A 13,278-nucleotide genomic window follows, 5' to 3' on the forward strand; every position below is an offset into this window, starting at 1 on the left:
TCTTCCCTTCAAAAATTATTTACTCTTATAGGCTCGTGTTTATGTTTAGCCCAAAAATATTTCTGCAGTGAAACTCCAATTACTCCAATGATGATAAGCCCAATCCCGCCATAAACATAGAGTTGAGTTACTCCAAACAAATGCACTAATGGGCCACTCATAGCAGGAGAAATAATTAGAACTGCGTTTGTTAAACTGCTTTGTATACCAAATACTCTTCCTACTTGATCTTGATCGGATTCTATTTGTAAAATAACTTGATTAGATACAAGCATCAATCCACTTCCAATCCCAGCGATAAAACTAATCAAATAGGCCAAAACGAAGACCGTACCGGGCGTTATCAGGCCAATCCCTCCAAAACCAATTCCCATTAAAACCATACCCCCACATACTACCCAACCATATTGAAATTGTTTTAATTTTTGAGTTAGTAATGCACCAAGTATTCCCCCAAGACCAATAATAGAAATGATATATCCCATTTTACTTTTATCATGTGGAAATAAGCTCTTAAATAAAGTAGGGAACTGCGAGTCTACTAATTGTAATACTGCCATAGCTATTGTAACGAAAATCATAGTTGATAATATTATCCGATTAGATAATACATAACCCCACCCTTGTAACCAAGCGGCCCAAGTGCTTTGCTTTTCCCTATCAACAGGTTTTCTTAAAAGAGTTTCTTTGAATTTTATTGTGGGCATCAGAATCAAAGTTGCTAGTAAACAACTTATCGCTCTTATAATGAGACAGAACTCTGGCTGAAACCAGCTCAACAACACTCCTCCTATAAGTGGACCTACTATCTTGGTTCCCTGCTCGACTATTCCGTTGATACTTACTGCCTTAGTAAGCAACTCTGGGGATACAATCTGTCTTGTTAGTGTTTGCTGTGCAGGATAATAAAAAACAATAAAAATAGAACGAATCATTAATGCTAATAAGAGCCAATGGATACTTTGTACAAATAAAAGAGCAATTGTTATTAGACCAACCATCAGATTACAGAACATCATAATTGGAATTTTTCTAAAACGATCTGCAATAACACCTGCCCATGAGCCAAAGATAATTCCAGGAAGTGCATATGCAACAGGAATCAACCCAATCATGGTAGGATCTACTTCCCATTCAAACCCAACAATAGTCATAATCGCTAACATATCAATAAAAACACCAAGCATAAGCAATGAATAAGCAGTGAAAACTTGTAAATAAATCCTATTTCCTAATAGGCTTTTTGAATCGGTAGTTTTCATAAAATGTGCTCCTTAAATTTACTAAAATGGATGTTTTTGTGTACACAATACCTCTTTTTTGCACATAATTTATAACTCTACATATATCTATCTAAAATTTAATACTATTCAAACTTCGATAACTATAAAATTCAATATCTCTGGTTTAATTTATGCATTCAAATATATTTATTTTTAGTTCTTACACATTCACTTCTGACTTTAAATGATCTTTTTCATCTATAAACGTAGACGAATTAAATGATTTCTAGTTATATCGTCATTACAACAACAGTAAAAAACGAGAATATTTCATTAATTTATCTAAACAATTTTCTTTGATTTTCATATTCTACAAGCTAAAACTCTACTCAATGAAAATAATCAATTAATAGCTCTGTAACCCTAAAATTTACAATAGTTAAACCATCCAAATCACACCCCTTTTCAGAATTGTCTTTTTTTCTATTTAAAATACTATCACACAACTTTTCTAGCTACTATCTTCATAAAGTTGAAATAATCAAATTAGAAAATTCAGATAAAAAATAGGATAATTTACCAAACTACCAATTGCATTGATTATAAAAAGACCTTATTTTGTCCTGAATTAAAGCTAATGCGTAAATACAAACAAAACCAGCAAAACACCTTTTATATGTCGTACTGGTTTTGTTGAAGTCCATCTTGAATTGTAGCTAGTTCAACGTGATCATAAATTCTGAGTTTGGTGTCCCAGCAAATACAACAGTTCCGTTCTTCGGCAGTTTTACTTTGTTATTGCCGCTCACAACGGTAAAATTAATGCAAACTCCCTTCTCATCATATACCGCGAACGAACTCTTCGATAGCAACGTTACGGACATTATTTTCCCGACTGCCGATTGCGGGATTGTAAACCATTTCGCATGCCCATTTGCTTGCAGCGTAACTTTGGATGATTGGCCTGCATCAATTGGTTTTACGTTAGATTCACTGGTTCTGGTGCAAAAACTTCAGGATAATTACAATAAATCTATAAAACTTGGACATACTGATACTATTACTCTAGAAAGGGGCGTGATTGGTATGGAAAAAGAAAATTTGTTCAAATGGAAGCATTATCAGCCTGATATTATTTTGTTAACGGTAAGGTGGTACTTACAGTACAATTTGAGCTTCCGTAACCTGGTGGAAATGATGGAGGAACGAGGTTTATCCATTTCTCATACAACGATTATGCGTTGAGTTCATCAGTATGGTCCTGAATTGGAAAAACGAATCCGACCTTACCTCAAACAAACAAATGACTCTTGGAGAGTCGATGAAACATATATCAAAGTAAAAGGGCAATGGATGTACCTGTATCGTGCTGTTGATTCGAAAGGAAACACAATCGATTTTTTCCTAAGTAAAACAAGAGATCAGAAGGCTGCAAAACGCTTTTTCAAGAAAGCTTTGCGGTCTTTTCATGTTTCAAAGCCTCGTGTTATAACAGTCGATAAGAATCCAGCTTATCCTATAGCAATTGAACAGCTGAAAAAAGAAAAAAGCATACCTGATGGTATGCAACTTAGACAACAAAAGTACTTGAATAACATAGTAGAACAAGATCATCGTTTTATAAAGAAGCGTATCCGTTCTATGCTAGGGCTCAAATCTTTTGACACAACTACATCCATTCTTTCTGGAGTAGAAGCCATGCATATGATTACAAAAGAACAGATTGATTTACGGAATCAGTCTGTCCAAACTCAGAAAGAATTCATCCATCAATTGTTTGGACTTGCAGCATAAGACACGATTCTGTTAGGAATACATGTAGCTTTATTCTCTTTTATTTTTGCACCAGAACCCATAATCTTTTTTATGATGTTGTTGGATGTATCTTCTACTTAGTTCGTCTATTTGAGGTTTTAAGGGCTGAATTGTATTGTATCCATATTGCCACTGTCTTTTATCCTGCGGTAACTGTTTATAGATTTGTAGGAACAGTGGTTTTAAATGACCATTTCGCCAATTAAAAGTGGAATCTTCTTTTTTCCAGCTACCATATTGTTTCGAATCAAATCATTGATTTGCTTCTGTTCCCGCCTCCGATCTAACAAATTATTTACGACTTTTCCCTTCATCGCATCCAATGTTTTTGGTTTTCTTTTGCCTCTCTCCCTCGTTGGAAAGGGTTCAACTGTTGCGACATGAATGTGGATATTATCCGTATTGAAATGGATGGCTGCCGACCAAATCGAACTTTTTTCTATCCCCTCCCGTTTTTGTATTTCCTTCATCGCAAGTCGTGTGACATCCATTAACTTTTTTTCATCCAGTGTTTTGGTTCTTGCATCATATATGCCTTGTTCTTCGAGCCAAGGATTATGAAAAGAGATCACATCTTGCCACATAATGCTTCCATTTTCATGAGCGGTTTTGAACATTTCCTTTAAGGATTTTTTTTCACTTTCTGTTAATCGATTTGAATGTTCCGTAAAAAGAGCTGAAGTCTTTTCTGAATCCCCCATGTAATCTTGATACAGTTCAAACATTTTTTGATTAAGCTTTACTTCACTTTTCGCTTCCTCCCGATCAACGTATTCAATATAGTTTTGAAATGCATCGGAATTTGGCAAAACAAATTTTGTTTTTAACACAACACCAGGCGTTACTGAGGATGGAACAGGAACCGCATTACTCATTTTCATCATCCTGCATCATCATTTGTATAAATGCATTCATTTTTTGCATTTCGTTATAACAATCATTCATCACATAGATATTTTTTTGAATGAGATTTTCTAACTCCATTTCCTTTTTAGATTGCTCAGGTAAAAAGGCTGCCATTTCGAGAATTCCTTTTAAAAGTTTTTGCCTGGATGTTCCCTTTTTCTTTGCCATTTCATCAAACTGTTGGATTGCAACTGGATCTATATCTCTTATTTTTAGATGCACAATTTCCGCTCCTTTCTGCAAATTCGGGTAGAGAACAAAAAATAGTGAGAAGAGCATAAGAGGTTTTTGTTCCCACCGAGGGTGTGAAGCTAGGCGGAGCCTAGCAAAACGATGGGAACAAGGAAAGTCGTTGAATGTCCCGTTAATGTCCCCTTGTTTCTTGTTCATGTCTCCATCACGTCCCGTTATTTTTTCGAAATGTCCCTACCGTGTCCCCTTATTTTTCTCCCATGTCTCCATCATGTCCCTAAGACTTTTTTCAGTTTTTATGAATTTCTTGTACCTTTTGCTCCAATTTTTTGATCTTATCTTGTGCATTTTTTTGTTCCGTTTTAAAAAGCTCTATATTCTTTTCAAACTCTTTTATTTTCGATTCTAAAGCTGAAATCTTAGATTGTGTTTCCATCTTTTCCGCTTCCGTTTGATACTTCATTTCCTCTTTTAGTTCTTTCACTTTTTGATCTACCTGTTTCGCATTTTCTTCTTCTAACTTGATTGCTTTTCCGTAATTTGCGATCTTTTCTTTCCAATCTTTTTTATCTCTTTCTATAAAATCTTTCTCATATTCTCGCTTATCTTTTGCCAATAATTCATCATTTGCTTTTGTTTTTCTTTAGTCAGTAAAAATGGTGTATGCTAGTTTGCTAGGCGTATCTTTATCTGTCTGTTCCTCTTCATATTCTGAAGGATCTTTTGTAAATTTCCGTATGTCCATTTTTTCTTTTTCACCGTTTTTATTGTAAATATCTAACGCTACAGCTCCCCAATTTGGAGATAATTTTTGTACTTCAACTACATAGTGTCCATTCTCTTCATACAACACTTTGACAGGTAATTTTGCACCTGGATTTGATTTCTCTTGCGCTTGAAATGTATAGCCGGTTTCTTCATAATTTTCTAATCGAAACCGAATTTCCATGAAATTTTTATGTGGATTGTACTCCCGTTTTTCCACTACTAACTTCCCCATACCCGGTAGTTTAATAACTTTATCTGTTGCTGTATGAAATAACTTTTCATCATTCGGCATATAGAATTTAGATGTTAAAAAGGCAAAAAAACCGAGAAATATTTTTCATTAATTTTCTTTGTAGAGAAGTTCTGTGCTAATAGATTAATACGTTTTCTACAATTGATTTTGATGAATGCAGTTTGTATTTTTTAAGGTATTGGAGCAGATATTCTCCCTATTCATAAGCATTTGCACCATGTTCATTTTCGACTCCTACTTTCTCGATATACCATGGTCCAATTCGAACACATTCCTTTCCACAATATATACATATTTTCATTTGTGGTCTCCATATGCAAACCTTACTAATATTTTTCAGTCCAGCTCTCCACCCCCCATTGTTATTTCACGCTTTCTATTCAAAAGATTATTTTATTTAAATCCTGCTTAATTTTTACTTAATTCATATTAAAAACTCTTACTATATTTAAAAATTATAATATAATGAACACAATCGAATATTAGGGGTGTTGAAAATGCCAGATATAATACGCCTTATTCTTTTTACATTTGTAGCAATTAGTTCAATTTTCTCCTTAGTAAAGGAGTTTAAAAAGCCCAAGAAAAATGGATTTTTAATTTCAATTGAATTCTTACTTTTTATAGGGATGATACTATTAATAAAAGAGATTTTAATTTAATTTATGTATTATAAATTTCTCTCCGTGAATAAATTTCAATATTCCGTCAATAATGTAGATAGGCTGTATGCCAAAACCCATTTAAATTTCTTTCTCCGTCCCCCTTTTGGAGATGCCTTGGAGTTGAGCAGTTAGCTTTTGCTAGCTGCTCTTTTTAATTTCGGATTTCTCCTTGCACTTCTCACAATACAACATATCTCCAATATCAATTTTATCTTCTTTGTATTGCGGGATTCCACATCTGTATTCCCATCACCATTCGTTATCTAAGTATGCTCGTTTCGGGATTAAGTGTTCACTTTTGTATTAATCCGCCCATTTAGTTCTCCTCACTTCTACAAAGTACACTGTTTCTACTGGCACTATAAAGTCTTGCGCGATGCGTGTTCCTCTCTCAATTACCTCCACCTTAAGTATGTAAATTATAAGTTTAAATACTGTTTTTATTTATTAAAAATAAACCATAATATCATTATGTAAATAAGTTGCATTTTTCTTTCAATCTCTAATACACAAAATTCTTCAACTAATCGATTATATTTACCCATACGATTGGAGAAAATAAATATTAATAGCTTACAAATATCTGTTTTCCAAGAAATCTTCACTTCAAAAAAACACAAAGGTGTTAAGTGAGAAATAATTCACTAATATCAATGTCTTGTAAACAAATTTACTAATTACAGCGCGATAATTAGCATTAACATATCAACAAACATTAACATGTTAACGAAAACAAAGAAAAAATGTTAATTTTATATCAACAGTAACTTAATTATTAAACTAATATTGATTTAAGGTTAATGAATATATTAATAGAAGGATATCTTTCTCAACTCGTAATAGATCATAGTCCATTAGTACTGATCGAAAAAACTATAAAACGAATAGCCCCTTGTAAAGTATGTATAGTTGTAAAAAAGTAAACACCTTCACAGATACTCTATAAATAATTCACTAAATAAAAAAGTGTTAACCATTCTCTACAAATAACCTCTGGTAGATTACTGCTACTCGTTTAAATAAACTATAAAACGTACAAATCATTATCAAATACTGTTTGAATCACTTTAAATTTTAATAAAAACTTAAGAATCAACTATATATAATTTCCACAGAACGAAAAACATCGATATTTATACATTTATCATTGATATAATATTAACAACTAAAGAGACTTTCATCACTATAGTTAATGTCTTGTTAATGTCAACTCTATTACATATCAACTTCACATTTCATGTTAATGTCATTTTCTCTAATGAACCTAAATTATATATACAAAAGTAAAGTTCAATCCACCAGCTGAATAATATTTAGTACTCAATTGCGTAAAAATGCTTACAATACACGAATATACTATTTATGAAATTTCACATCTAACTTATCAATGAAAGATTCCAGAAGCACTAGATCGATTCTTTTTACTGTAATAAGACATACTTAAAGATTAGTATCACCAAGAAAGAAGACTATATTAGCAGCGTAGCGATTCGCATCCAGCTTAATGTTATTACAATGTTTTAATAAAAACATATTTTATGTATAGATCTCTATTTTTCTTTGTTACAAATACTGTACAGGTCGTTTTGTTAATCTCGTAGTAACTTTAACTCGTTTTACTAATACATAATTAGCTCACTATCATCAATGTTATATCGATGTGCATGTATTTTTAGTTGATATAACATTAACAATGATAATATGTTTTGGCTTTATAGTAATGTCTTGTCAATACACTCTTCATTACATGTCAATTTCGCATTTCATGTTAATGCTTTTTTAAGGGTGTTTAAGATACTAAAGGGCCAAGGCATCTAACATATCAATTTCAATCCCTTTAATTTGCTTAAATCATACTACAAACGAAAGTTACGTTCCCACTATAAGCTACTTAGTTACATATAGGCACTTATCTGTACATGGGCATACTATTTGTGCGCTTTATATAAGCTTATTCGTGATAAATTAGATTCATTAAACCAACTAAATTCTATATTATGACAACATACTCTTACAGGTTTATATAAAATAAACAATGAAATCAATACTAAAAATAACAGGGAACATACCAGTAATACAAAGATTCATATCACTTCTATAAGAATAACAGGACTAGATAAACATTAACTCTATTTATTAAAGGATCAGTAACTTACTAGTATTATTAAGCTACTAGCATCATCACATTAGTAGTGTTGCCTTTTTGTATCTTTTTATACATTGAAATTGGAATTTAATAATCTACTTTTCTCATTTTCTACAGAAGACAGTCATTATATCCTCATAATTTGTTTACAAAACACTTATATTTCCTTATCATTAATAATAAGCAATATATTATGTTAATCTCATGGCAACTATAAGCCATATTTCTAGCACAAAATAAACTTATTATCATTAATATAATATTAATATTTATATATTTTTAGTTAACAAAACATTAACACTCTAAACAAATTGTAGATTTATAGTCAATGTTCTGTTAATACACTCTTGGTTATATGTTAATCTCGCATTTCATGTAAATACCTAAGTTGATAGGTATTTACATTGATATCATCGAAATAACTATCAACATGTCAATTTCAGTTCACATGTTGATTTCAATTCAAGTGTATATTTAACTATTTTTTCAAGGAGGTAGGACAATGATTGATCAAAAAAGCGATTCACGAGACCATCAAAAAAACGATGATGATATATTAAACGATAATGTTTTTGAAAAGGCTTGGAGGATAACAGAATTCTCTAAATTAGTCGGACGTCACCATAACACAGTGTATAATTGGTTCAATATTTTAGAAGAAAAAGGGCTACATGAAACTCTAAGAACCCATAACACAAACGAAAAGCTCTATAATACTTTAGATCTTGAAATCGCTCTTTTTATAAAACAAAAACGGGACGAGAAGTGGTCTTTAGATGCTATTATTGAACTTTTACCACATCAATTTGATTTAAGACCAGTACCACTAGAGAATCAAGCAAATGAAGTATCTACCCAATTAAACCTTCAAGCAACTGCAGAAATCATTGAAAAGATGGTGGATAAGCAGTTAGAAGAAAAATTAAAAACTATTGAATCTCAGTATGAGGAGAAGATAGGGAATATATTAAAACAGCTTCCACAACCTGAAGATGCAGAAACTTTAAAAATACGTCAACGTCAAGAAAGACTAGATAATTTCATTATTGAACATAGAGCACGTCAGGAATTAAGAAAACAAGCAGAAGGCATCTGGAATAGTAAACCTGATGAGGAACGTATTAAAAAGGTAGGATGGTTTAAAAAAGAAGAAGATTTAGCTAAAAAGCAACTCTTCATTGAGCAGTACATACATGATAATATTATTGATTATATAAAATCCCTTATGAATACAACGGTGGAATAACAAAAAGTCTGGAGAGAGCTCCAGACTTTTTGTTATTTTGTAGTACCAAACATCTTATCTGGATCTAAAAAGTCCGCTAATTCAGCATCCTCATTGGCTCCAGCTTCTGTATTTTCTTCGTCACTACCCATATCGATAAAATCACCAAAGGCAAAACCTAAGTCCTCATCCTCATCTATACTTTCTATCGTACTAATTTGAGACTTTTTGTACTGAATTTGACTTTGCTTCTCTTTAAATTCATTAAACTCTTCAACTAATCCCTTAGATAATCTTGATGGTAATGCATCAGTTTTATAAAACGTATATACGCTTCCTAAGAAATCATTCTTACTTACTAAATATCCATTAAAAACAGTACCGTTTATAGGTAAATTATTTGAAACTTCCACTTTAGCATCATCCATGAAGGAATCATCAATGTTTTTTTGTTCATCTAGGATAGCAAGCATACCAAAATGATGCACTTTTGATGCTTCAACAGAACCATCGTTATGCTTTTTCATCAAATCAATTGGATGATGGAAAGAGCTTCCTCTTAATGATTCTTTAAACATCTCTACAATTGCATGGCTATTTTCAATCTGGTTCATATTACGTGAAACCTTATTAATTACTAAACAACCTGTTTTCTCAAGTAAAATACGTTTAAAGTCTTGAGAATCAAGTATTACAGATGTTCCAGAACCATTTGCAGCTGTATTTAATTCATGAATAATTTCACTAATGCGTTGATTTGCATAATCACGTGCATTGGCAATACCTTTCTTCTCATTTTCGTTTAGTTCTTTAAATTCATCATAAAAGTGCTGATTATCAGCAAATACTACAAATGCTACACCTTTTGATTTATCATTAGCTAATTTCCAAATCTCCTGAGAAAACTTATTAACTTGTCTTAGTACATCCGGTCCATCTGCTCTTACTGGAAGTGTTACAACAATCCCCATTTTAATAAAATCTTTACGCTCAATAGCATTTTCAAAAGCGATTCTCGCAAATTTTGCTTGATTTGCTTTTATCTCTGCCATAGGGTATTGTTGCGCAACTTTTTGTAATTCTTGTCTAATAACAGGCTTGTTATGAAAAGCGGAAAACTCTTCAATTGCCTTAATGATTGTAGAAGTTCCTGTTCCTCCACCTAGGCCTGCAAAGAATAACACAAGTTCATCAGATGGTCTTACACGTTCCGTGATAAATTCTTTTAATTTCTCTTTTGCCTCATCATTTGAATCAAGCACCCTTACTGCACGCTCAGGATTTTTACCTAAACCACCTAATTTAAGTGATACTTGGTTGCTTTTTGGTACATTTTTTAGTTCTGCTAGATCTCCATCATTACTGTTTAATGCTAAGCAGTTATATACTGATGTTCCATCTGTATGTTTATATTCAGCAAATTTATCTACCATTCTAGTACCAGCCTGACCAAAACCAACCATCGTCATCTTAACTGCCACTTCATTTTTTAAAAAATTTTTCGCCATTATTTTATCTCTCCCTATTTACTTATTTACTTTTTTTCTCTTCCCTAACTCAATAAGTACTTGTTGTCCTCTATAAGTTGAGATTAAAAATTTATACGGGTGCATAGCCTTTTCATAGATTAAAGACATTGATGATAGTGTGCTAACACTTATTTCAGCTGAACGTCTTGATATATTTGTGCGTTCAACTTCTAATGAATAAGATTTCCCTTTTGTTTTCTTTACTCTCCTATCAATGACCACATTTTCTACTATTTCATTAATGGATATGCCCCTCATGTATTTGGTTTCTTGAAATTGTTTATTAACGATGTTTCCTATGTATAGAAATACACTATATAGTATTTCGTCTTGTTCAAGAATATCTGCGAACATGTTCACTACTTCATCTGTAAATTTTATTGTTTGATACTTTTCGCTTAAAACCTCGTTCAAGTTGTCCCCCCCCTTAAACCATTGGTTAATTATTCCTAGAAACATAGTACATCATTATAAGGCGTATATCAAGTCATTATATATAAAACTTATATATAGAACTTATAAGTTCCATTATTAGAAAACCCTTTACTTTACAAGACCTCATTTATACAGCGTATATATACGTCGTATACATACTATATTAATCTTATATTTCATGTGATTCACATTCTAAACACTTAACAGAATAGATTTCACTAACAGTACTATATTAAGTAAACATATCTCTCAAAAAATAGCATAAAACATTAACATGAAACTCACATATTAAATAACATTTTTTATACGCTGTATATATACATTTTATTTATACGACGTATATAAAACCCTTTCTATAAAAGGTTTTTCATCTTTTACATATCAATTTAACATCAATATCAATATGATAAGCAGTTTATATAAGACTTATATATACAACTTATATAAACTACTTATCATCCATAACAATAAATACAATGCTGTAATAGCATTACACTCATACTATTTATACTGTTATGTAACTTTCACTCATCCTGGTTATCTTTCTTAGTTTATAGTTTGGCTCTATAAGTTTCATCTCTTGTTAGGGGAGAAGTTGTCAATGTCATGTTATATTGATACAGCTCTTCATTTAACTCTTTTGTTAATTCACAAAATTGCATGTACAGCAAGTAAAAAATGTATTTCTTTTGAATCTAATTCATCTACTAATTCAATGCAATAAAGAGCATTTCCTTTTGAGTAAACAGTTTTAAAATTATACAATGTCAATATAATGCAAAATAAAGAGAAAATAGCATTGTAGATTAGGTGGCTTGTCGTACTTCATTAAAAAATTGGAGGGTTATATTTTGTTTTTTTCAAAAGCAATAGACCTATGTGCTTTATATGATCTACATAGGAAACGTAGTCAAGAATTCCAATATTCCTCTGTTTCTAATAAATATTTAGAAATAGAAAATATCCAAGATTTTTATAAAAGTAGTTCGGTTGCTATTCAATTTAATATGGGCGAATGTGATAATCAAAATTATAAAGTCGGTAAATTTGAATATGAAAGTTCAATCAAATCTGGAATTTCGTGTAATGATATAGTAACAGGTGAAGCTTTTATAAATAAGAATGAAGATTCACCTAATGTAATACTTGTACATGGTTGGCGAATGGATTCTATAGATAAGGTTAAAAACATATTTCAGAAGATGATGATGGATTTAGGATGGAATATGTATTATTTTACAATGCCTTATCACTTTAACAGAGAACCAGAGAGTTCCTTGTATAGTGGTGAATACATGATAAGTGCTAATGTTGAACGAACAGTGGAAGCATCTCAACAAGCAGTAGCTGACTTGCGTGGACTAATACATTGGCTTAAAGAAAATAAAAAAGGGCAAGTTATATTGATTGGTATTAGTTTAGGTGGCTTCATTACAAATTTAACCGCTTTAGTTGAACCTCAAATAAATGTGTTAGCTTCTATTTTCTATGCTAACCGTCTTTCTTATTCAATATGGAAAACCAATCCTGGGAAGTATATAAAAAAGGATTTACAGGAACATGGCGTTACATATGAAGATTTAATAAATCATTGGAAAATTACTGAACCAAGCCAATCTGCTCCAGTAATAAATAAGGATAACATCCTATTAATCTCCGCAAAAAATGACCAGTATGTTCATATTCAAGATACAGATTACTTATGGGAATCTTGGGGGAAACCGACAAGATATGTATACAATGGTGGACATGCAGGAATTGTCCTAAATCGTAATAAAATTTCTACTGATACTATCCAATTTATCCGAAAACGGATAGAAGGGTAATTTCACCATGATTGTCCTAGTATTTTTGTTGTGGATGATCGCTGCGATTCTGTTTTTCACTAATCCCCAAAATGAAGCCACTAGATGAGGAAGTGTAATAGCCCTATTTGATGGGGAGCTTAGGTGTAATGATCGTGACGAAATACAGACATCCTTGTATAAATGAAAATTTGAACTACTCACCACTTAACGTCCTTACGGACTGTTTGAAGTGGGAGATTCCTAAGTACAGAGTTCTATCGAACTCTAATGGATTAGGCTATCCCCGTAGTTCCTACGGTTAAGAGACGAATTG

7 protein-coding genes and 4 pseudogenes are annotated in these 13,278 nt (G+C 32.0%); 4 read left to right on the forward strand and 7 right to left on the reverse strand.

The features are described from left to right. Positions 1 to 8: 8 nt before the first annotated feature. Positions 9 to 1,262 carry an MFS transporter gene (locus AC1M36_RS25330; RefSeq protein WP_336454154.1) on the reverse strand — a complete coding sequence of 418 codons (1,254 nt, stop codon included), beginning with the start codon at positions 1,260 to 1,262 and terminating at the stop codon, positions 9 to 11. A 677-nt stretch (positions 1,263 to 1,939) separates the two neighbouring features. Then, a pseudogene (locus tag AC1M36_RS25335) lies at positions 1,940 to 2,218 on the reverse strand (hypothetical protein); the annotation flags it as partial. Positions 2,219 to 2,309: 91 nt separating this feature from the next. On the opposite strand from AC1M36_RS25335, the pseudogene AC1M36_RS25340 reads away from it, so the two are divergent. Then, positions 2,310 to 3,017: pseudogene (locus tag AC1M36_RS25340) on the forward strand (IS6 family transposase). Positions 3,018 to 3,077: 60 nt separating this feature from the next. Here AC1M36_RS25340 and mobP2 read toward each other — a convergent pair. The 3 genes and pseudogenes from mobP2 to AC1M36_RS25355 all read right to left on the reverse strand — a co-directional run. Further along, positions 3,078 to 3,913 (reverse strand): annotated as a pseudogene (gene mobP2 / locus AC1M36_RS25345) (MobP2 family relaxase); the annotation flags it as partial. After that, positions 3,906 to 4,223 (reverse strand): hypothetical protein, encoded by a 318-nt coding sequence (locus tag AC1M36_RS25350; RefSeq protein WP_479846324.1) that lies wholly within the window; start codon positions 4,221 to 4,223, stop codon positions 3,906 to 3,908. The pseudogene mobP2 and the gene AC1M36_RS25350, both read right to left, overlap by 8 nt. Positions 4,224 to 4,425: 202 nt before the next feature. Further along, positions 4,426 to 5,196, reverse strand: a pseudogene (locus tag AC1M36_RS25355) (hypothetical protein). Positions 5,197 to 5,654: 458 nt separating this feature from the next. On the opposite strand from AC1M36_RS25355, the gene AC1M36_RS25360 reads away from it, so the two are divergent. Together AC1M36_RS25360 and AC1M36_RS25365 are read left to right on the forward strand one after the other, a co-directional pair. Continuing rightward, positions 5,655 to 5,819, forward strand: a complete 165-nt coding sequence (locus AC1M36_RS25360) for a hypothetical protein (RefSeq protein WP_336454534.1) — start codon at positions 5,655 to 5,657, stop codon at positions 5,817 to 5,819. Positions 5,820 to 8,470: 2,651 nt separating this feature from the next. Continuing rightward, positions 8,471 to 9,214, forward strand: coding sequence for a MerR family transcriptional regulator (locus AC1M36_RS25365; RefSeq protein ID WP_336454533.1), 744 nt, complete (start codon positions 8,471 to 8,473; stop codon positions 9,212 to 9,214). Between the two features lie 32 nt (positions 9,215 to 9,246). On the opposite strand, the gene AC1M36_RS25370 is transcribed toward AC1M36_RS25365, so the two are convergent. Further along, a complete protein-coding gene (locus AC1M36_RS25370; RefSeq protein WP_479846322.1) occupies positions 9,247 to 10,701 on the reverse strand; it encodes an FtsZ/tubulin family protein in 1,455 nt (484 codons plus the stop codon). 18 nt (positions 10,702 to 10,719) lie between these two features. After that, a complete protein-coding gene (locus AC1M36_RS25375; protein WP_017150243.1) occupies positions 10,720 to 11,136 on the reverse strand; it encodes a hypothetical protein in 417 nt (138 codons plus the stop codon). Between the two features lie 872 nt (positions 11,137 to 12,008). Here AC1M36_RS25375 and AC1M36_RS25380 point away from each other — a divergent pair. Continuing rightward, entirely contained in the window at positions 12,009 to 12,983 is a 975-nt protein-coding gene (locus tag AC1M36_RS25380; RefSeq protein ID WP_479846323.1) for an alpha/beta hydrolase family protein, read from the forward strand. Positions 12,984 to 13,278 lie beyond the last annotated feature (295 nt).

The organism is Bacillus sp. Medicinal_06, assembly GCF_056711665.1.